Annotated in this window: 22 protein-coding genes; 3 read left to right on the top strand and 19 right to left on the bottom strand. The window is 70.6% G+C overall.

Annotation, left to right across the window (positions count from 1 at the left end; genetic code table 11):
• Positions 1–17: 17 nt before the first annotated feature.
• From ACEN8D_RS13040 to ACEN8D_RS13030, 3 genes are all read right to left on the bottom strand, one after another.
• A complete protein-coding gene (locus ACEN8D_RS13040) occupies positions 18–887 on the bottom strand; it encodes an ABC transporter ATP-binding protein (RefSeq protein WP_413398555.1) in 870 nt (289 codons plus the stop codon).
• 16 nt (positions 888–903) lie between these two features.
• On the bottom strand, positions 904–1,332 hold the full coding sequence (locus tag ACEN8D_RS13035) for a hypothetical protein (RefSeq protein ID WP_495601032.1): 429 nt from the start codon (positions 1,330–1,332) through the stop codon (positions 904–906).
• Between the two features lie 122 nt (positions 1,333–1,454).
• Positions 1,455–2,342: a tRNA pseudouridine synthase A gene (locus ACEN8D_RS13030; RefSeq protein WP_413398553.1), complete on the bottom strand. Its 888-nt coding sequence runs from the start codon at positions 2,340–2,342 to the stop codon at positions 1,455–1,457.
• Positions 2,343–2,503: 161 nt separating this feature from the next.
• On the opposite strand from ACEN8D_RS13030, the gene ACEN8D_RS13025 reads away from it, so the two are divergent.
• Positions 2,504–3,493, top strand: coding sequence for an ATP-binding cassette domain-containing protein (locus ACEN8D_RS13025; RefSeq protein ID WP_413398551.1), 990 nt, complete (start codon positions 2,504–2,506; stop codon positions 3,491–3,493).
• On the top strand, positions 3,490–4,320 hold the full coding sequence (locus tag ACEN8D_RS13020) for an ABC transporter permease (protein ID WP_070417694.1): 831 nt from the start codon (positions 3,490–3,492) through the stop codon (positions 4,318–4,320). The genes ACEN8D_RS13025 and ACEN8D_RS13020 overlap by 4 nt, the downstream gene beginning before the upstream one ends.
• Here the strand turns inward: ACEN8D_RS13020 and ACEN8D_RS13015 are convergent.
• The 8 genes from ACEN8D_RS13015 to infA form a co-directional block, all read right to left on the bottom strand.
• Entirely contained in the window at positions 4,302–7,511 is a 3,210-nt protein-coding gene (locus ACEN8D_RS13015) for an AfsR/SARP family transcriptional regulator (RefSeq protein ID WP_495601031.1), read from the bottom strand. The genes ACEN8D_RS13020 and ACEN8D_RS13015 overlap by 19 nt on opposite strands.
• Positions 7,512–7,539: 28 nt before the next feature.
• Positions 7,540–8,658, bottom strand: a complete 1,119-nt coding sequence (locus ACEN8D_RS13010; protein WP_413461605.1) for an FUSC family protein — start codon at positions 8,656–8,658, stop codon at positions 7,540–7,542.
• A gap of 208 nt (positions 8,659–8,866) precedes the next feature.
• Positions 8,867–9,433: a 50S ribosomal protein L17 gene (gene rplQ, locus ACEN8D_RS13005; protein ID WP_070417691.1), complete on the bottom strand. Its 567-nt coding sequence runs from the start codon at positions 9,431–9,433 to the stop codon at positions 8,867–8,869.
• A gap of 66 nt (positions 9,434–9,499) precedes the next feature.
• Positions 9,500–10,495 carry a DNA-directed RNA polymerase subunit alpha gene (locus tag ACEN8D_RS13000; RefSeq protein WP_022906362.1) on the bottom strand — a complete coding sequence of 332 codons (996 nt, stop codon included), beginning with the start codon at positions 10,493–10,495 and terminating at the stop codon, positions 9,500–9,502.
• Between the two features lie 208 nt (positions 10,496–10,703).
• Positions 10,704–11,102, bottom strand: coding sequence for a 30S ribosomal protein S11 (rpsK, locus tag ACEN8D_RS12995; RefSeq protein ID WP_017885507.1), 399 nt, complete (start codon positions 11,100–11,102; stop codon positions 10,704–10,706).
• A gap of 9 nt (positions 11,103–11,111) precedes the next feature.
• Positions 11,112–11,486, bottom strand: coding sequence for a 30S ribosomal protein S13 (rpsM, locus tag ACEN8D_RS12990; protein ID WP_058728274.1), 375 nt, complete (start codon positions 11,484–11,486; stop codon positions 11,112–11,114).
• Positions 11,487–11,648: 162 nt separating this feature from the next.
• On the bottom strand, positions 11,649–11,765 hold the full coding sequence (gene rpmJ, locus ACEN8D_RS12985) for a 50S ribosomal protein L36 (protein WP_022903266.1): 117 nt from the start codon (positions 11,763–11,765) through the stop codon (positions 11,649–11,651).
• 70 nt (positions 11,766–11,835) lie between these two features.
• Positions 11,836–12,057 (bottom strand): translation initiation factor IF-1, encoded by a 222-nt coding sequence (gene infA / locus ACEN8D_RS12980; RefSeq protein ID WP_017885509.1) that lies wholly within the window; start codon positions 12,055–12,057, stop codon positions 11,836–11,838.
• 288 nt (positions 12,058–12,345) lie between these two features.
• On the opposite strand from infA, the gene ACEN8D_RS12975 reads away from it, so the two are divergent.
• Positions 12,346–13,656, top strand: coding sequence for an LCP family protein (locus tag ACEN8D_RS12975; RefSeq protein ID WP_413398052.1), 1,311 nt, complete (start codon positions 12,346–12,348; stop codon positions 13,654–13,656).
• 229 nt (positions 13,657–13,885) lie between these two features.
• Here the strand turns inward: ACEN8D_RS12975 and map are convergent, their stop codons facing one another.
• The 8 genes from map to rplF all read right to left on the bottom strand — a co-directional run bounded on the left by map (position 13,886) and on the right by rplF (position 19,139).
• Complete coding sequence (map, locus tag ACEN8D_RS12970) at positions 13,886–14,665, bottom strand: type I methionyl aminopeptidase (RefSeq protein ID WP_413398057.1); 780 nt, start codon at positions 14,663–14,665, stop codon at positions 13,886–13,888.
• A 61-nt stretch (positions 14,666–14,726) separates the two neighbouring features.
• Complete coding sequence (locus ACEN8D_RS12965; protein WP_070417689.1) at positions 14,727–15,317, bottom strand: adenylate kinase; 591 nt, start codon at positions 15,315–15,317, stop codon at positions 14,727–14,729.
• A complete protein-coding gene (secY, locus tag ACEN8D_RS12960; RefSeq protein WP_022906357.1) occupies positions 15,314–16,636 on the bottom strand; it encodes a preprotein translocase subunit SecY in 1,323 nt (440 codons plus the stop codon). Before secY ends, ACEN8D_RS12965 begins: the two co-directional genes overlap by 4 nt.
• A 146-nt stretch (positions 16,637–16,782) precedes the next feature.
• On the bottom strand, positions 16,783–17,247 hold the full coding sequence (rplO, locus tag ACEN8D_RS12955; protein WP_022906356.1) for a 50S ribosomal protein L15: 465 nt from the start codon (positions 17,245–17,247) through the stop codon (positions 16,783–16,785).
• On the bottom strand, positions 17,244–17,429 hold the full coding sequence (gene rpmD, locus ACEN8D_RS12950) for a 50S ribosomal protein L30 (RefSeq protein ID WP_022906355.1): 186 nt from the start codon (positions 17,427–17,429) through the stop codon (positions 17,244–17,246). The genes rplO and rpmD overlap by 4 nt, the downstream gene beginning before the upstream one ends.
• Positions 17,429–18,229 (bottom strand): 30S ribosomal protein S5, encoded by an 801-nt coding sequence (rpsE, locus tag ACEN8D_RS12945; protein ID WP_413398053.1) that lies wholly within the window; start codon positions 18,227–18,229, stop codon positions 17,429–17,431. The genes rpmD and rpsE overlap by 1 nt, the downstream gene beginning before the upstream one ends.
• On the bottom strand, positions 18,226–18,600 hold the full coding sequence (rplR, locus tag ACEN8D_RS12940) for a 50S ribosomal protein L18 (RefSeq protein ID WP_031261773.1): 375 nt from the start codon (positions 18,598–18,600) through the stop codon (positions 18,226–18,228). The genes rpsE and rplR overlap by 4 nt, the downstream gene beginning before the upstream one ends.
• A gap of 2 nt (positions 18,601–18,602) precedes the next feature.
• On the bottom strand, positions 18,603–19,139 hold the full coding sequence (gene rplF, locus ACEN8D_RS12935; protein ID WP_031261772.1) for a 50S ribosomal protein L6: 537 nt from the start codon (positions 19,137–19,139) through the stop codon (positions 18,603–18,605).
• Positions 19,140–19,141 lie beyond the last annotated feature (2 nt).

Here is a 19,141-nt window from a genome sequence, read left to right as displayed (position 1 = left end):
GTGCTGGGAAGCGCTGATCATCGACCGACCTCCGCGATGTGCTCTCCCGCTGAGGCTTCTGCGTAGAGCATCTCGAGATCCACAGAGGCCGGGACGATCGAGCGGACGTCGATGTCGTGACGGACCGCCAGTCGCACTCCCTCGGCGACCGCGCAGCCAGCAAGGATCCGGTCGCCGCGACGTTCCGCCGTCTCTCCGGACGCGGTCAGCGCGTCGATCATCCTCGTTGTGTCGGACACTTCGATGATGCATCCGCTGGACGCCTGGAGGTTCATCGACTGCACGCAAGCGATGCGACCACTGCTCATGACGACGGCGACGTCGATCATGGACTCGAGTTCGGACAGCAGGTGGCTCGAGATCACCACGACGGCGCCGCGCGCGCGCAGGCGGCGCACGGTCTCACGCACCCAGACGATCCCGTTCGGATCGAGGCCGTTCATCGGCTCGTCGAGCAGCACGACGACTGGATCCCCGAGGAGCGCAACCGCGATCCCGAGGCGCATCTTCATCCCGAGGGACAACGCCCCGACGCGCCTTCGCGCCACCCGTTCGAGCCCGGAGGACTGCAGCGCTGCTGCGACGTCGCTCCGCGGCGCTCCCACGTAGGCGGCCCGCAGACGCAGTGTCTCCCGGACGGTGCGCCCAGGATGGAGCCCGTTCTCGGCAAGGACGGCGCCGATGACGACCGACTGCCCTCCGGCAACGCTGATGGTCCCCGTCGACGGTCTCACGAGCCCCGCGACCGCGGCCATCAGCGACGTCTTCCCCGCACCGTTCGGACCGACGAGGCCGTACGTCATGGCAGGAGCGAACTGGATCGTGATGTCGTCGAGCCGCGGCCGTCCGCGTCCGCGCACCCCCACGTTGCACAGATCGATCGTCATGATGCCTCCCTGGAGCTCAGAAGAAGTAGTTCCACAGAGCGTCGAAGAGCTGCTGGATCGTCATCGTCGCGATCGCGTTGATCGCGGCCTTGATCCAACCGGCGACCCCCGCCCACCACCTCTTGAACGCGGCCGAGCCCTTCTTCACGGCGTTCTTCATCGGCGTGATCAACGACGGTGCGTTCCGCTTGACCCAGTTGATGATCGGACCGATCGGGATCCCGTTGGTGGAGGCCCCATCCGTGCCGATGGGCGCGCCGGTCGTCGAGCCACCCACGGGTCCACCTGTCGTGGTGCCCCCGGTCGCGCTGACGAAGCTTGCCGAACTGACACTCGAACTGGACGCCGTAACGGGCGCTGCCGACGCAGCTGTCGCTCCGGCGGTTCCCATCAGCGTGCCGACGACGATCGCCCCGATCACCCTTGCTGTACCGATCCTGTTCATTGCCATCCCCTTGTGTGGTGCGGCGCGAGCATCGTTGCCGCGCGGTGCCACTCTGGCAGTCAGGATGTCAACGGTCAAATTTCAGTGTGCGATATCAATGTGGCGAACGAGCATGGATCCGCTCACTCGCGTCGCGCACGGGTCTGCGACGCCCGCGCCGCGAGGTCGTCGTCCGCCGGGTACCCGACCTCGGTCAGGGTGAGGCCCTTCGCCGGCGCGACCTTGAACTCGCTCGTCCGGGCCTCGGCGACCCGCAGTTCCTCGAGCCGGTCGGCGCCGAACCGGCCCTCGCCGACGGCGATCGTCGCCCCCACCATCGCGCGCACCATGGAGTGGCAGAAGGCGTCGGCCTGGAGGCGCGCCACCAGCACGCCGTCCGGCTCGCGGCCCCAGCGGAACTCCTGCAACGTCCGGATGGTCGTCGCCCCCTCGCGCGGCTTGCAGAACGTCGCGAAGTCGTGCAGCCCCAGCAGCCGCAGCGCACCGCGCTCCATCGCCGCCGGGTCCAACCGCGTCGGGTGCCAGACCGTGTGCCCCCGTCGACGTGGATCGCGCGGGGCGTCGGCGTCCGCGATCCGGTACGAGTAGCGGCGCCACAGCGGCGAGAACCGGGCGTCGAACCCCTCCGGCGCGACCGAGGCCCGGGTGACGACGACGTCCCCCTCCGGCGCCGCGATGCCGTTCACGCGCTTGACGAGCCCGTCCAGCGGCGAACGCCCCGACCCCCGCTTGGCGGCCAGCGCGTCCCACTGCGCCGGTGTGAGGTCGAGGTGGGCGACCTGCCCGGTGGCGTGCACGCCCGCGTCGGTGCGCCCGGCCACGGTGAGCAGCGGCGGCTCGCCCCACCGGGTGAAGACGGTGGCGAGCGCGGCCTCGAGCGCGCCCTGCACGGTCCGGAGACCCGGCTGCCGGGCCCACCCGGAGAACGCGGCACCGTCGTACGCGATGTCCAGCCGCAGCCGCACGCCGTCACCGTCACCGCCGCCCTGCGGGCCCGCCGTCTCGTCCACCAGGCCACCGTACCGGGGCCGGACCGCGCCTCCTGGCCCCCGTGCTGACACGCGCCCCGCCCCGGTGTCAGTGCCACGTCAGTGTCGCGTGAGCGGGCCGCGGCACCATCGTCCTCGACATCGACGAACCACGTCGAGTCACCACGAAAGGACCTGCGCGAATGACCACCACACCGCTCGCGGTCGAGGCCACCGGCCTCGTGAAGACCTTCGGGACGAACCGCGCAGTGGACGGTGTCGACCTCCGCGTGGAGGCCGGCACGGTCTACGGCGTGCTCGGCCCCAACGGCGCCGGCAAGACCACCACCATCTCGATGCTCGCGACGCTGCTCAAGGCGGACGCCGGCGAGGCCCGCATCTTCGGGCGGGACGTCCGCCGTGAGGCGCAGGCCGTCCGCTCCCTCATCGGCGTGACCGGCCAGTACGCGAGCGTCGACGAGACGCTCAGCGCGACCGAGAACCTCGTCATCTTCTCGCGACTGCTCGGCCTGGGCCGCGCCGAGTCGAAGCGGAAGGCCGCCGAGCTGCTCGAGCGCTTCGGGCTGACCGAGGCTGCGTCGCGTCCGTTGAAGAACTTCTCCGGCGGCATGCGTCGTCGTCTCGACCTCGCCGCGAGCCTCATCGCACAGCCCCCGCTGCTGTTCCTCGACGAGCCCACGACGGGTCTCGACCCCCGCACCCGCGCCCAGATGTGGGACACGATCCGGGAGCTCGTCGCGACCGGCTCCACCGTCCTGCTGACGACGCAGTACCTCGACGAGGCCGACCAGCTGGCCGACCGCATCGCCGTGATCGACCACGGCCGCGTCGTCGCCGAGGGCACGGGCGACGAGCTGAAGGCGTCCATCGGGTCGAGCTCGCTCCAGCTCCGGCTGGCCGACCCGCTCCGACTCGACGCCGCCCGCACCATCGTGCGGAACAGCCTCGGCGTCGACGCGGTGGCCAGCCCCGAGGGCTCGCGCCTCACCGCTCCGATGTCCGACCCGGACCGCGTGACCGACCTGCTCGTGTCGTTCCGCGACGCCGGCATCTCCCTCGCCGAGATGAGCGTGCAGAAGCCCACGCTCGACGAGGTCTTCCTGACCATCACGGGTGCCCCGGCCACCACCGACGAGGACACCTCGCGCGAGCTCGAAGGGAGCATCGCATGACCACCATCGCCCCCACCCCCACCTCGGCGCCGCGGGTCGCCCCTCGCCCCGGCATCGGCGGCTCCGGACTCGGCGCGACCGTCCGGCAGTCCTTCACGATGGCGTACCGCGGCCTGGTGAAGGTCCGTCGCACACCCGAGCAGCTGTTCGACGTGACGCTCATGCCGATCGTCTTCACCGTGATGTTCACGTACATCTTCGGCGGCGCGATCGCCGGCGACGTGTCCAGCTACCTGCCCGTCATCATCCCCGGCATCCTCGTGCAGACGAACATCACGTCCTCGATCGTCACCGGTGTCCAGCTCCGCGAGGACATGGACAAGGGTGTGTTCGACCGCTTCAAGTCCCTGCCGATCGCCCGCATCGCCCCGCTCGCCGGTGCGCTGCTCGCCGACACGGTCCGGTACGCGATCGCCACCGCCATCACGTTCACGGTCGGGATCATCATGGGCCTCCGTCCCGAGGGCGGTGCCGCGGCGGTCGTGCTGGCCGGCGTGCTCGTCATCGTCGTCGCCTGGTCGATCAGCTGGATCTTCGCCTACTTCGGCGTGGTCGCCCGCACCGCGTCGAGCGTCTCCGGCATCGCCAACCTGGTGCTCTTCCCGCTGACGTTCCTGTCGAACGCGTTCGTCCCCACGGACACGCTGCCCGGCTGGCTGCGCTGGTTCACCGAGGTCAACCCGATCTCGCACCTCATCACCGCCGTCCGCGAGCTGATCAACCACGGCGCCGTCACCGGTGACCTCTGGATCAGCCTGCTCGGCGCCGCCGTGGTGGTCGCCGTGTTCGCGCCGCTGACGGTCCGCGCCTACATGCGGAAGGCGTAGCGGAGGTCCTCCAGCAGCGTCCTCGCCCGCGCGACGGCCTCGGTCCGGTCCCATCCGGCCGAGGCCGTCTCGGCGTCCGCGACGCGGGCCTCGCCGAGCGCGTCGACGAGGAGCGGTCGGAGCCGTCCGTGGGCGAGCACCGCGAAGTCCTGCCGGGTGCCGAACCGCATCGCGGCACCCCAGCACCGGGCCGCCTCGGCCGGACGGTCGCTGCGCGCCGCCGCGACCGCGAGTCCCGCCAGCGTCGTGCCGATGACGGGCAGGTCGAGCCACCACGGGTGGACGCGGATCATCACGAGTGCGGCCTTCCGGATGCGGCGAGCGACCGCGCGTTCGTCGGCCTGGAGGCGCGGTGCGGCTCCGTCGGGCGCGCCGAGCGCCGCCTCGTCGACCGCTGCGATCCGCGCCGCGCCCGCCATCACGGTCCAGTGCGGTGTCGCCTTCCGGTGCGGCAGCACCCAGTCCCACGCGGCCGTGTACTGCGCGGCGGCAGCATCGAGGTCGCCCTCGAACCGGAGGCACTCCGCGCCGATCGCGACCGCGAGCACGCCGATCTGGGAGCGGTCGCCGTCGAAGCCGCCCCGCCCCGCGACCGGTCGGTGCTGCAGCTCGGCGGCGATCGACCGGGCGGTGTCCACGGCGCCGGTCGCGGCCGAGCAGAGCCCGACGGTCCAGCCGATCTCGTACAGGTCGTCCTCGGCGCCGAAGCGCTCGAGCTGCTCACGGGCGCGGTCGGCGTTCGCGAGGGCGTCCGCGTACCGGCCGGTCTGGGCGAGGAGCTGCGTCATGGTGACGGCCACGGTGCCGATCGTCCACGCGTCGGCGGTGCGCTCCGCGAGCGTCTGCGCCCGGGTGGCGTACCGGAGGGCCGCCGCGAACTCGCCGTCGTTCTCCGCGAGGGGCGCGCTGAGCATGTTGGCGGTGCCGGCCACGCCCTCGTCGGGATCGTCGCGGAGGCGCGCGAGGAGCGCGGTGCCCGCCGCCGGACGCCCGATCGTCAGGAGCAGGGCCGCCTGTGCGTCGAGCACCGGGAACCCCGTCGTCCCGACACGGCGGAGGCGCCGGAGCGTGGAGATCGCCCACGCGGCGGTCCGGCGGTCGTCGAACGCCGAGGAGGCCCCGGCGACGACGAGTCCGACGTGCACCGCGGCGACGTCCTCGGCCGCGGGCGGACCCGAGCGCAGCACCGCGACCACGTCGGACGCGATCGCGGTGACCTCGCCGTGGGCACCCCGGAGCGTCCAGTAGGCCCCGAGGGCGGCGAAGACGTGCGCGGTCGCCGAGGCGTCGTCGGCGCGGAGGCTCCAGCGGAGCAGGGTCACGAGGTTGTCGGCCTCGCGCTGGACCTCGTGGAAGCGGTCGAGCTGCTCCGGGCCGGTGAGCGTGAAGAGGTTCCTGGCGGCGGCGAAGTCCCGCCCCCAGCGGATCATCGCCGTGCGCACCGCCTCGGTGGTGCCGCGTTCGTCGAGCCGTGCGGCCCCGAACTCGCGGACGGTCTCGAGCAGGCGGTAGCGGACCGGCTCCCCCTCGACCTCGACGAGCTGCACGAGGGACTGCTCGACGAGTTCGGCGAGGTCGTCGAGCGCATCGTCCCGGCGGTCCGGCGCGGCCACGGCCTCGACGGCGTCGACCGCCAGGCCGTCCGGGAACAGTGCCAGGCGGGTCAGGAGGTCCTGCGCGCCCGCGTCGAGCAGGCGCCAGCTCCACTCGATGACCGCCAGGAGCGTGCGGTGCCGCTCCGGGGCGCTGCGGTCGCCGCCGCGGAGCAGCGCGAACCGGTCGTCGAGCCGGCGCTCGATCTCGTCGATGCTCATCCCCCGGATCCGCGCCGCGGCCAGCTCGATCGCGAGCGGCGACCCGTCGAGCCGCGTGCAGATGCGGCGGACGGTGTCCACGGGCAGCACGGCCCCGGGTCGGGCGGCCCGGGCGCGCTCGGTGAACAGCCGGACCGCGGCGCCGTCGGCCTCGACCGGGAGGGGCGCGAGGGGCGCCACGACCTCGCCGGCGATCGCGAGCGGTGCGCGCGAGGTCGTGAGGATCCGGAGGTCGGGGATGCTCGCGAGCAGGTCGGCGGCGAACCCGGCGACGTCGCCGACGAGGTGCTCGCAGTTGTCCAGGACGAGGACCGTCGGGGCCTCCCCGAGCGCCCGCCCCACCCGCGCGCGCAGGTCGGCGACGACGACCTCCCGCAGCGCCCGGGCGGAGCGGAACTCGGCCACCCCGAGCAGGGCACCGAGCGCGGGGACGACGTCCTCGGCGGTGGCGATCGGTGCGAGCTCGAACACCACCACGCCGGTGGTCGGCGGCACACCGGCGGCGACGGCCTGCGCGAGGCGGGTCTTGCCGAGCCCACCCGCACCGAGGATCGTGACCAGCCGGTTGCGGGACAGGAGGTCCGTGACGGCGGCGAGGTCCTCCTGCCGCCCGACGAGCGTGTTCGGCGCGGCCCGCAGCCCGACCCGACGAGCGCGACCGGAGTCGGCGGCGGACCGGCGGAGCAGATCCGCGTTCAGCCGCACCAGGTCGGCCGAGGGGTCCGCGCCGAGCTCGTCGGCGAGGCGGTCGCGGTGCGTCGCGAACGCGGCGAGCGCCTCGGCGTTCCGGCCGGCGGCGACCAGCGCGCGCATGCACCCGGCGACGGCGACCTCGTCGAACGGGTTCGCCTCGGACTCGGCGAGCCAGAGCGCGGCCGCTTCCGCCGCGTCCCCGCGGTCGAGGAGGAGTTCGCCCAGCCGGCGTCGGAGCGCACGGCGGGCAGTGGCCGCGCGGTCGGCGAGCGCGGCGCCGAGGTCCCCGTCGACGTCCGCGCCGGGGTCGCCCCGCCAGCCGTCGAGCGCTGCCCGGACCACGGCGACGTCCTCGCTGGCAGCCGCGCGCTCGGCGGCCGTCAGGTCGACCGAGCCGGGGTCGACCCCGAGTGCGTACCCGGTGCTGGTCGACACGACGACGCCGTCGGCCGTGCTGCGCCGGAGCCGGGAGACCAGGGTCTGCAGCGCTGCACGGGCACCCCGCGGCTGGTCGTCGCCCCAGAGCTCGTCGATGAGCGCCTCGGTCGTCACGGCGTGTCCGCGCGCGAGCACCAGCGCGACGAGGAACGACCGCGAAAGGGCACCGGGCACCGCCGTCGGCGCTCCCGTCGGGTCCGCGACGGTGACGGCCCCGAGGACGGCGACGCGTGGCGGTTCGGACACGTCCCGAGTCTAGGTCGAGCGTCGGACGTCAGCCGCGGGCGCTCCGGAAGGCGGACGGCCCCGTGCGGGTGTCCAGGTCGTTCGTCGCCCGGCGCTCGGACTCCACGATGCCGCGCATCGCCACGAGTGCGGCGGACGTGACCGCGACGTGCGACGGGTTCTCGCGCGACGCGTCCAGCGCCCGCTCGACCTCGGCGATCGCGTCGTCGCCCGCCTCTTCGGGGCACTCGCCGCGGACCATGCACGCGAGCTCGCGGAGGGCCGTCGCGAGCGGCTCGGCGAACTCGGGGTCCGGTCGCCCGAGCCCCTCCGACACCGGACCCGACCGGGCGACGAGCTCGGTGAGGTCCGTCGTGTACCAGGCGACCCGCTCGAGGGCACGGAAGCGGGCACCGTCCTGCTCGAGCCGTGCCCGGGACCCACGGAGTGCTCCGCGCGGGTTCAGCCGCCGGCTCTCGTGCGCGATCGACACCCGGGAGCGGACGTCGGCGATGGCACGGTCCAGCCGGTCCTGCTGCCGATCCCACGCCTTCTCGTCCCGCTCGCCCTCCTCGAGGACCGCCGCGAGCCCGTCCAGGTGGTCTGCGAGCACCTGGTTGACCGAGTCGATCCGGTGCTCGGCGTCCCAGAAGCGCAGGGGCGGGAAGACGAGGAAGTTCACCAGGAGGCCCACCACGACACCGACGGCCATCTGCACGAGGTACCCGAGCGAGTACCCCTCGGCGTGGGCGCCTCCGACGAGCAGGACGAAGAGCGCGGCAGTCGACACCCAGGAGCTGCCCTCGCCGAGGACGCGGAACCCGCCGACGAGGACGCCGATGCCGACCGCCAGCGCGATCGCCAGGAAGCCCGGGTCTCCGACCCACATCGTGAACCCGGCGATGACGATGCCGAGCGCGATGCCGACGAGCGTCTGGACCCCACTCCGGATGCCGGCGAACACCGTCGTCTGCATCGCCACGACGGCGCCGAGCGGTGCGTAGTACGGGTACTCCGCCGCGACCCCGGGCATGTGTCGCGCGATGAACCACGCGAGGACCGCTGCGACGGCGGCCTTCGCGGCGTGGAGCAGGCGCGGTTGCGTCCCGGAGGTCCGGCTCCACCGCCAGACCCGGGTCCCCACACCCGCGATGTGCTCGAACTGCATCGGTCCCTCTCGTCGTGTCGGCCGGTCACGATACGGTGCCGCGCCTGTGAGACGGAGCCGGTCCGCGTTCTGCGGCTCGGCCGCCTGCGGTCCAGGAGGGACGGGGCGGGCCCGCACCGCACCTCCAGGCCGCCGTCCGGTCACCCCCAGGACGCGACGAAGCCCCCGCAACGCGTGTTGCGGGGGCTTCGTCGTGGTGGGGCTGTGACTACTTGTCGTCCGACTTCTCGGCGGCGTCGGCCTCGACCTCGGCAGCTGCCTCGGTCTCGGTCTCCTCGGCGACGGGAGCGGACTCCTCGGTGGTCTCGGTCTCCTCGACCGGGGCCTCGTCGGTGGTGTCCTCGGCGGCGGGCTCCTCGACCGGAGCAGCAGCGGCCGGGGCCGCGTCGCGCTTGACCGGGGCCGGCGTGCTCGACACCGGCTCGAGGACGAGCTCGATCGACGCGAGGGGAGCGTTGTCGCCCTTGCGGAAACCGAGCTTCGTGATGCGGGTGTAGCCGCCCTGACGGTCCTCGACCTGCGGGGCGATCTCGGTGAACAGCGTGTGCACGACGGACTTGTCGCGCAGGATGCTGATCACGCGACGACGCGCGTGCAGGTCGCCACGCTTCGCGAACGTGATGAGACGCTCGGCGACGGGACGGAGGCGCTTGGCCTTCGTCTCGGTGGTCGTGATGCGACCGTGCGTGAAGAGGGCGTTGGCGAGGTTGCTCAGGAGCAGGCGCTCGTGGGCGGGGCCGCCACCGAGGCGGGGGCCCTTGGTGGGCTTCGGCATGTCAGTTCTCCAGTGGTGAAAGTGTTGCGCGCTGCGTCAGCGGCGCGCGTGCGCGTCAGCGCGAGGTCAGTTGTTGGACTCGTCCTCGTCGTACCCGCTGTAGAAGTGGGCGCCGTCGAATCCGGGGACGGTGTCCTTGAGGGACAGGCCGAGCTCGGTGAGCTTGTCCTTGACCTCGTCCACCGACTTCTGACCGAAGTTGCGGATGTTCATGAGCTGCGTCTCCGACAGGGCGACGAGCTCGGACACCGTGTTGATGCCCTCCCGCTTGAGGCAGTTGTAGCTGCGGACCGACAGGTCCAGGTCCTCGATCGGGGTCTGCAGCTCGTTCGAGAGCACGGCGTCGACCGGCGCGGGGCCGATCTCGATGCCCTCGGCCGCGGTGTTGAGCTCGCGGGCGAGCCCGAACAGCTCGACGAGCGTCCGACCGGCCGACGCGATGGCGTCGCGCGGCGTGATGGCCGGCTTCGACTCGACGTCGACGACCAGGCGGTCGAAGTCCGTGCGCTCACCGGCACGCGTCGCCTCGACGCGGTAGGTGACCTTGAGGACCGGCGAGTAGATCGAGTCGATCGGGATCTGACCGGCCTCGCTGAACTCCGAACGGTTCTGCGTCGCCGAGACGTAGCCACGGCCACGCTCGATCGTCAGCTCGAGCTCGAAGCGCGCGGTGTCGTTCAGGGTCGCGATGACGAGGTCCGGGTTGTGGATCTCGACGCCGGCCGGAGCGGAGATGTCCGCTGCGGTGACCTGACCGGCACCCTGCTTGCGCAGGTACGCCGTGATCGGCTCGTCGTGCTCGCTGGAGACGACCAGGCTCTTGATGTTGAGGATGATCTCGGTGACGTCTTCCTTGACACCGGGAACGGTGCTGAACTCGTGGAGGACGCCGTCGATGCGGATGCTGGTGACAGCCGCGCCGGGGATCGAGGAGAGGAGCGTGCGGCGCAGCGAGTTGCCGAGGGTGTAACCGAAGCCCGGCTCGAGCGGCTCGATGACGAAGCGCGAGCGGAACTCGGAGATCGTCTCCTCGGTCAGGGTGGGGCGCTGTGCAATGAGCACTGTGGGATTCCTTTCGGCGGAGTGTCCGCTATATGACACTCGGCGGTACGACGGGGCCGACCGGGCCCCGACGGGTCTGTTGAGTTGTGATCACGCGCACGCGCTTGCCAGGACGGCACGGCCTGCGCGATCGAACGACCAGGAATGGCCGCGGGCCCTGCTCGCTCCCGTCAGGGGACGAGCAGGGCGCGGCCGGTTGCTCCTCGCGTCAGACGCGACGGCGCTTGGGCGGGCGGCACCCGTTGTGCGCCTGCGGCGTGACGTCGTTGATCGAACCCACCTCGAGGCCAGCGGCCTGGAGCGAGCGGATCGCGGTCTCGCGGCCCGAACCCGGACCCTTCACGAAGACGTCGACCTTCTTGACGCCGTGCTCCTGCGCCTGACGCGCAGCGGACTCGGCGGCGAGCTGCGCCGCGAACGGCGTCGACTTGCGCGAACCCTTGAAGCCCACGGCACCCGAGGACGCCCAGCTGAGGACGGCACCCGACGGGTCGGTGATGCTGACGATCGTGTTGTTGAACGTGCTCTTGATGTGGGCCTGGCCCACGGCGACGTTCTTCTTCTCCTTGCGGCGCGGCTTGCGCGCGGCAGTCTTGGGGGTAGCCATCGGGGTCTCCTATCGAGCCTTCTTCTTGCCTGCCACGGTGCGCTTCGGTCCCTTGCGGGTACGCGCGTTGGTCTTGGTGCGCTGACCGCGCACCGGGAGACCACGACGGTGGCGAAGACCCTCGTAGCTACCGATCTCGACCTTGCGGCGGATGTCGGCTGCGACCTCACGGCGGAGGTCACCCTCCACCTTGAAGTTGCCCTCGATGAAGTCACGGAGGGCGACGAGCTGGTCGTCGGTCAGGTCCTTGACGCGGATGTCACCGGAGATACCGGTCTCGGCGAGTGCCTGGACCGCGCGGGTACGGCCGACGCCGTAGATGTACGTGAGTGCGATCTCCACGCGCTTCTCGCGCGGGATGTCGACGCCTGCTAGACGTGCCATGTGATGGCTGCTCCTGTTGTCGATGGAGGTGTGGAGCAGTACCGGTGCTCGGGCCTCCGACCCGAGGTGTCCCCGCTCGCGCGGATCTTGGTACTGCGTTCGATGTTGAGTTGTGGATCCTGCTCGCAGCCGCCCGAGGGCGATCGCGTCAGGCAGCCGGGACTAGCCCTGGCGCTGCTTGTGACGCGGGTTGCTCTTGCAGATCACCATGACGCGGCCCTTGCGGCGAATGACACGGCAGTGCTCGCAGATGGGCTTGACGCTGGGGTTGACCTTCATTGTTCTTTCCTCGTGCTCGCTGGCTTCGTGCTCGGCAGGGTTGCCGGGCCGTTCCTTTCCAGCTCGCGGATCACTTGTAGCGGTAGACGATCCGGCCGCGGGTCAGGTCGTACGGGCTCAGCTCCACGATCACGCGGTCCTCGGGGAGGATGCGGATGTAGTGCTGGCGCATCTTCCCGGAGATGTGCGCAAGGACCTTGTGTCCGTTGGTCAGCTCAACGCGGAACATCGCGTTGGGCAGAGCTTCGAGCACCGAGCCCTCGATCTCGATGACGCCGTCTTTCTTGGCCATAGCCTCACTGTCGCTTGGTTGGATTACCGGTGTGATCCCCGAGCCGGTCTGCGGGTCGGGCGCCACGCCCAATGGGCATGACACACCAAAGATCGATCCTATGTGGTAAACCCAGGATTGCCAAGTGGAGACGGCGAAGTCCCCACGTCTGGGGCTTCACAGCGCTGTCTGAGCGTTCCACAGTGGTTTGACGGCGCGCTCCGGGGTCCCGTTGGTCACCGGCCCCTAGCGTGGCCGTCGCCCCCGCCCGTGCAGACCGCGCCGCACGGACCACCGAACGGAGACCACGTGCACGACGCCACCCGACGCCCGTTCGCCCGCCACGGCCGCCTCCCGCGCCGCCGCGGATGGGGCACGCTCGCGTCGATCGTGGCGTCCACCCTCGCCGTCGTCCTCGTGAGCGGGACGAGCGTCGCCGCCATCGCGGGTGCGCAGCTCGCCACGGCGCCGAGGACGGTCAAGCTCAGCACGGACGACCAGAGCACCGCGCAGACGGCCGACATCACGGCCATCAAGGGCGGTGCGAACATCCTGCTCATCGGCAGCGACACCCGCATCGGGCAGTTCGACTCGGACGAGGACGTCGAGGGCGCCCGCAACGACGTCACGATGCTGATCCACATCTCGCAGGACCACACCCAGCTGACCGCGGTGAGCTTCCCGCGCGACCTCATGGTGCCGATCCCGGCGTGCACGAACCCCGAGAGCGGGACCACGTACCCGGCGGCCACGTCCGCGCAGTTCAACACGGCCCTCGGGAACGGCGGGGTCTCGTGCGTCGTCGACACCGTCGAGAACCTCACCGGCCTGAGCATCCCGTACGCCGGGCTCATCACGTTCGACGGCGTCATCGAGATGTCGAACGCCCTCGGCGGCGTGGACGTGTGCGTCGCGGACCCGATCAACGACTCCTACACGAACCTGCACCTGACGGCCGGCTCGCACAAGCTCGAGGGCACGGATGCGCTCGCGTTCCTCCGCACCCGGCACGGTGTCGGCGACGGGAGCGACCTCGCGCGCATCAGCTCGCAGCAGGTGTTCCTGTCGGCCCTGCTGCGCAAGGTCACCTCGGACGGGACGCTCTCGAACCCGATCACGCTCTACAAGCTCGCCGGCGCCGCGCTGTCGAACATGACGCTGTCCGACGGCCTCGCCCAGGCGCGCACGCTCGTCGGACTGGCCGGGGCCCTGCGCGGGATGAGCACGGCGAACATGCTGTTCGTGCAGTACCCGGTCGCGGACGACCCCGAGGACAGCGCGCGCGTGATCGTCGACCAGGACGCCGCCCACACCCTCAACGTCGCGCTGCAGAACGACCAGAAGACCTCGCTGAGCGACTCGAGCACGGGGCGCGCGTCGGAGGAGTCCTCCGGCTCGAGCGGGACGGCGACCGCTGCTCCGTCCACGGGGACCTCGACCGGGACGTCGTCGGCCGGTGGGTCCTCGGCCGGGACGTCCTCGGGTACCGCGGCCGGCAGCGGCACCGGCACGGCGTCCGGCACCGCCACGAGCGCCGCGACCGGTTCGGCGACGCCGCTGCCCTCGTCGATCACCGGACAGAGCGCGTCCGAGGAGACCTGCTCCGTCGGCAACGACTGAGGCCAGCGCGCGACGCCCGTCGCGCAGCGCGCGCGGGTGCGCACGCTGACGACGAGTGCACGTGGTCCACACGGTGCAGACGTCGTGGACGTGCGCAGGTTCGGACCGGAGGCGCGTGGCGGGGCCGCACCGCGCCTCCTGGCCGTCCGACGGGACCGGACGCGACGGCGCGCACGCGCCCGGCCAGGCGGTCACGCCTGCGGGACATGCGACCGACGGGAGGCGCGCCCTACGGGATCGGGACCGGCGTCACACCCAGCGGGGCCAGGCCCTCGGCGCCGCCGTCGGCCGCCGTCAGCACCCAGATGCCGTCGGCGTGCACCGCGATGCTGTGCTCCCAGTGCGCCGCGTCGGAACCGTCGAGCGTGCGGACGGTCCAGTCGTCGTCGTCCGTCGAGCTGTCGATGGTGCCGGCCGTGACCATCGGCTCGATCGCGACCACGAGTCCGGGCTTGACCGCCGGACCGGCGCCACGGACGCGGTAGTTGAAGACGGGCGGGTCCTCGTGCATCGAGCGGCCGATGCCGTGGCCGGTGTAGTCCTCGACGATGCCCCACGCGCCGGTCTCGTCGATGGCGTCCTCGATGACGGCGCCGACCTCGTGCAGGTGCTTCGCGTGCGCGAGCGCGGCGATGCCGTGCCAGAGCGCGCGCTCGGTGGTGTCCGAGAGCGTCTGCCGGGCCGCACTGACGCCGGCGTCACCACCCGGGACGACGACCGTGAAGGCACTGTCACCGTTCCAGCCGTCGACCTCGGCACCGGCGTCGACCGACACGACGTCACCGGGCTGGAGCACACGCTCCCCCGGGATCCCGTGCACGATCTCGTCGTTCACCGACACGCAGAGCGTGTGCCGGTAGCCCGGGACGAGCTGGAAGTTCGGGATGCCGCCGCCGTCGCGGATGACCCGCTCGGCGATGGCGTCGAGCTCGCCCGTGGTGATGCCCGGACGGATCGCGTCGCGCACCGCCGCCAGTGCGTCGTGGGTCAGCAGACCCGGACGCACCATGGCGCGGAGCTCGTCCGGCGTCTTGTAGATCGAGGGCTTGCGGAACCGCACCACGCTGGCGTCAGACGCCCGCGGTCAGCCCACGCGAGGACAGCGCGGCTTGGATCCGGTCGCCGACCTCGTCGATGCCACCGAGGCCGTCGACGTCGACGACGAGCCCACGCTCGCCGTACGCCGCCACGATCGGAGCGGTCTGCTCGGTGTAGACCTGCTGCCGACGACGGATGGTCTCCTCGTTGTCGTCGCTGCGGCCCTGTTCCTCGGCGCGCTTCAGGAGGCGGCCGACGAGCTCGTCCTGGTCGGCGACGAGCTGCACGACCGCGTCGATGCCGGTGCCCTGCTCGGCGAGGAGCGCGTCGAGGTACTCGACCTGCCCGACCGTGCGGGGGTAGCCGTCGAGCAGGAAGCCGTTCTCGGCGTCGGCTTCGTGCAGGCGCGACTTCACGAGCTCGTTCGTGAGCGAGTCGGGGACGTAGTCGCCCGCGTCCATGATCGCCTTCGCCTGGACGCCGAGCGGGGTGCCCTCTGCGACGTTCTTGCGGAAGATGTCACCCGTCGAGACGGCGGGGATCCCGAACGCGTCGGCGATGCGACCGGCCTGGGTGCCCTTCCCGGCTCCGGGAGGTCCGACGATGATGAGACGTGCGCTCAACGGAGAAGCCCTTCGTAGTGACGCTGCTGCAGCTGCGAGTCGATCTGCTTCACGGTCTCGAGGCCGACACCCACGATGATGAGGATGCTCGCGCCGCCGAACGGGAAGTTCTGGTTCGCACCGAAGAACGCCAGCGCCGCCAGCGGGATCAGGGCGATGAGACCGAGGTACAGGGAGCCGGGCAACGTCACCCGGGTGAGAACGTAGTCGAGGTACTCGGCCGTCGGACGACCGGCCCGGATGCCCGGGATGAAGCCGCCGTACTTCTTCATGTTGTCGGCGACCTCTTCGGGGTTGAAGGTGATCGCGACGTAGAAGTACGTGAATCCGACGATGAGCAGGAAGTACAGGACCATGTAGAACCAGTTGTCACCCGAGGTCAGGTTGTTCTGGATCCAGGTCACCCACGCCGCCGGCTCGCTGCCGTCGGAGGGCTGGTTGAACTGCGCGACCAGGGCCGGCAGGTACAGCAGCGACGAGGCGAAGATGACGGGCACGACGCCGGCCATGTTCACCTTGATCGGGATGTACGTGTTGTTGCCGCCGTAGGTGCGACGACCGACCATGCGCTTGGCGTACTGCACGGGGATCCGCCGCTGCGATTGCTCGACGAACACGACGGCCATCATGATGACCAGTCCGACGAGGATGACGAACAGGAACAGCTCGAAGCCGTTCGACTGCTCGATCGCCCAGAGCGCCGACGGGAACTGCGCCGCGATGGACGTGAAGATGAGGAGCGACATGCCGTTGCCGATGCCGCGCTCGGTGACGAGCTCGCCCATCCACATGATGAGGCCGGTACCGGCGGTCAGGGTGACGACCATGAGCATGATCGCGTACCAGCTGTCGTTCGAGATGATCGACGAGCAGGAGGCCGAGGCGTTGGTACCGAACAGGGCGCCGGAGCGGGCGACCGTGATCAGGGTGGTGGACTGCAGCACGCCGAGCGCGATGGTGAGGTAGCGCGTGTACTGCGTCAGCTTCGCCTGACCGGACTGCCCCTCCTTGTAGAGGGCGTCGAAGTGCGGGATGACCACGCGGAGCAGCTGCACGATGATCGACGACGTGATGTACGGCATGATGCCGAGCGCGAAGACCGAGAGCTTCAGCAGCGCGCCGCCGGAGAAGAGGTTGATCAGGTCGTACAGACCCTGCTGCGACGAAGCGCTGGCGAGACAGGTCTGCACGGATGCGTAGTCGACGAACGGCGCGGGGATGTACGACCCCAGGCGGAACAGCGCGATGATCGCGAGGGTGAAGCCGATCTTCTTGCGAAGATCTGGGGTGCGCATGATGCGCGCGACCGCTCTGAACACGAGGACTCCGAACTTCTGGGACCGGCGGCCCGTCGAGGGGCCGTCACCGGTGTGGTCGGCAGGACCGACCTGGCCGGCGGACGCCGACCACTGTCAAGGAAACCGTAACGGCGGCCCGTGCGCAAACGCACGGGCCGCCGACGGGGTTACTGGGAGACGGTGCCGCCAGCAGCCGCGATCTTCTCGGCGGCGGACGCCGAGACCTTGTCGACCGAGACCGTGAGCTTCACGCTGATGTCACCCTGACCGAGAACCTTGACCTTCTCGTTCTTGCGGACGGCGCCCTTGGCGACCAGGTCCGCGACGGTGACGTCGCCACCGTTGGGGTAGAGCTCCGCGATCTTGTCCAGGTTCACGACCTGGTACTCGACGCGGAACGGGTTCTTGAACCCGCGGAGCTTCGGGGTGCGCATGTGCAGCGGCATCTGCCCACCCTCGAAGCCGACCTTGACCTGGTAACGAGCCTTCTGGCCCTTGGTACCACGGCCGGCGGTCTTGCCCTTGGAGCCCTCACCACGACCGACGCGGGTGCGAGCCTTCTTGGCGCCCTCTGCCGGACGGAGGTGGTGCAGCTTCAGGACCTGCACGCGCTCGTTCTTCTCGTCGCTCATGCGTCGACCTCCTCGACCTTCACGAGGTGCGCGACCGTTGCGACGTACCCGCGGTTCTGGGCGTTGTCCTCACGCAGGACCGTACGGCCGATGCGCTTGAGACCCAGGCTGCGGAGCGTGTCGCGCTGGTACTGCTTCTCGCTGATAACGGACTTCGTCTGCGTGATCTTCAGCATCGCCATCACGCACCTGCCTTCTCGGACGCGGCACGCAGAGCAGCGGCCTCGGCCTGGAGCAGACGGTCCGGGACGACCCGGTCGACGGGGAGACCGCGACGGCTTGCGACCGCACGGGGCTCCTCGAGCTGCTGCAGCGCCGTGACGGTCGCGTGCACGATGTTGATGGTGTTCGACGAACCGAGCGACTTGCTCAGGACGTCGTGGATACCGGCGCACTCGAGGACGGCACGGACCGGACCACCGGCGATGACACCGGTACCGGCAGCGGCCGGACGGAGGAGCACGACGCCAGCAGCGGCCTCGCCCTGCACCGGGTGCGGGATCGTGTTGCCGACGCGCGGGACGCGGAAGAAGTTCTTCTTCGCTTCCTCGACACCCTTCGAGATGGCGGTCGGGACCTCGCGGGCCTTGCCGTAGCCGACACCCACGAGACCGTTGCCGTCACCGACGACGACGAGCGCGGTGAAGCTGAAGCGACGACCACCCTTGACGACCTTGGAGACGCGGTTGATGGTCACGACGCGCTCGAGGAACTGGCTGTCGCCACCCCGACCGTTGCGGTCGTTGCCACGGCCGCCACCCTGCTGACGGTCGCGACCGCCACCACGGCGGCCACGGTTGTCGGCGGAGTCGCGGTTGTTCGATGCCGAACCGGCTGCGGTCTCGACGGGGCGCTCGACGACGGGGACCTCGGGCTCCTTGGCCGCGGGGGCCGTGGTGCTCGTGGCCCCAGCCTCGGTCGCCTCAGCGGCCTCGGTCGTTTCGACGTTGGCGTCTTCGTTCGTGTTCGCGATGTCGCTCACAGGTTCAGCCCTCCTTCACGGGCACCATCGGCGATCGCGGCGACGCGACCGGCGTACTTGCTACCACCGCGGTCGAAGACCACGGCCTCGACGCCAGCGGCCTTCGCGCGCTCGGCGAGGAGTTCGCCGACACGACGGGCCTTGGCGGTCTTGTCGCCGTCGAACGTACGGAGGTCGGCCTCCATCGTCGACGCGCTGGCCAGCGTGTGGCCCTTGGCGTCGTCGATGACCTGGACGAACACGTGACGCGCCGAACGGGTGACAGCGAGACGCGGACGGGCCTCGGTGCCGGTGATCTTCTTGCGGAGGCGGTTGTGACGGCGCGCCTTGGCCGCCGACTTGCTCTTGCCTCGTGTCTTGAGGAGACCCATGATCACTTACCTGACTTTCCGGCCTTGCGGCGCACGATCTCGCCGGCGTAGCGGACACCCTTGCCCTTGTAGGGCTCGGGCTTGCGCAGCTTGCGGATGTTTGCAGCGACCTCGCCGACGGACTGCTTGTCGATGCCGTTGACGGTCAGCTTGTTGTTGCCCTCGACGGCGAAGCTGATGCCCGCGGGCGGCTCGACCGTGATCGGGTGGGAGTAGCCGAGCGCGAACTCGACGTTGTTGCCCTTCGCCTGCACGCGGTAACCGGTGCCGACGACCTCGAGGCCCTTGGAGTAGCCCTGGGTCACGCCGACGATGTTGTTCGCGATGAGGGTGCGGGTCAGGCCGTGCAGCGCACGCGAGCTGCGCTCGTCGTCCGGACGGGTGACGAGGACCTGGTTCTCCTCGACCTTGGCCTGGATGGGCTCCGCGACGACGAGCGCGAGCTCGCCCTTCGGGCCCTTGACCGCGACGTTCTGACCATCGATGGAGACGGTCACGCCAGCGGGGATGTCAATGGGAAGACGTCCGATACGAGACATTG

It is taken from the genome of Curtobacterium sp. Curtsp22 (genome assembly GCF_059492135.1).
This window is presented reverse-complemented; position numbering and strand designations above follow the sequence as displayed.

Bases quoted from the DNA above. Each gene is read 5' to 3' on its own strand.
- rplF (WP_031261772.1), bottom strand. From the start codon at position 19,139: ATGTCTCGTATCGGACGTCTTCCCATTGACATCCCCGCTGGCGTGACC.
- ACEN8D_RS13040 (WP_413398555.1), bottom strand. From the start codon at position 887: ATGACGATCGATCTGTGCAACGTGGGGGTGCGCGGACGCGGACGGCCG.
- rplQ (WP_070417691.1), bottom strand. From the start codon at position 9,433: ATGCCGAAGCCCACCAAGGGCCCCCGCCTCGGTGGCGGCCCCGCCCAC.
- map (WP_413398057.1), bottom strand. From the start codon at position 14,665: ATGGTGCGTCCGGGTCTGCTGACCCACGACGCACTGGCGGCGGTGCGC.
- ACEN8D_RS13035 (WP_495601032.1), bottom strand. From the start codon at position 1,332: ATGAACAGGATCGGTACAGCAAGGGTGATCGGGGCGATCGTCGTCGGC.
- rplO (WP_022906356.1), bottom strand. From the start codon at position 17,247: ATGAGCGACGAGAAGAACGAGCGCGTGCAGGTCCTGAAGCTGCACCAC.
- rpmJ (WP_022903266.1), bottom strand. From the start codon at position 11,765: ATGAAGGTCAACCCCAGCGTCAAGCCCATCTGCGAGCACTGCCGTGTC.
- ACEN8D_RS13025 (WP_413398551.1), top strand. From the start codon at position 2,504: ATGACCACCACACCGCTCGCGGTCGAGGCCACCGGCCTCGTGAAGACC.
- rpsM (WP_058728274.1), bottom strand. From the start codon at position 11,486: ATGGCACGTCTAGCAGGCGTCGACATCCCGCGCGAGAAGCGCGTGGAG.
- infA (WP_017885509.1), bottom strand. From the start codon at position 12,057: ATGGCCAAGAAAGACGGCGTCATCGAGATCGAGGGCTCGGTGCTCGAA.
- rplR (WP_031261773.1), bottom strand. From the start codon at position 18,600: ATGGGTCTCCTCAAGACACGAGGCAAGAGCAAGTCGGCGGCCAAGGCG.
- rpmD (WP_022906355.1), bottom strand. From the start codon at position 17,429: ATGGCGATGCTGAAGATCACGCAGACGAAGTCCGTTATCAGCGAGAAG.
- ACEN8D_RS13010 (WP_413461605.1), bottom strand. From the start codon at position 8,658: ATGCAGTTCGAGCACATCGCGGGTGTGGGGACCCGGGTCTGGCGGTGG.
- ACEN8D_RS13020 (WP_070417694.1), top strand. From the start codon at position 3,490: ATGACCACCATCGCCCCCACCCCCACCTCGGCGCCGCGGGTCGCCCCT.
- rpsK (WP_017885507.1), bottom strand. From the start codon at position 11,102: ATGGCTACCCCCAAGACTGCCGCGCGCAAGCCGCGCCGCAAGGAGAAG.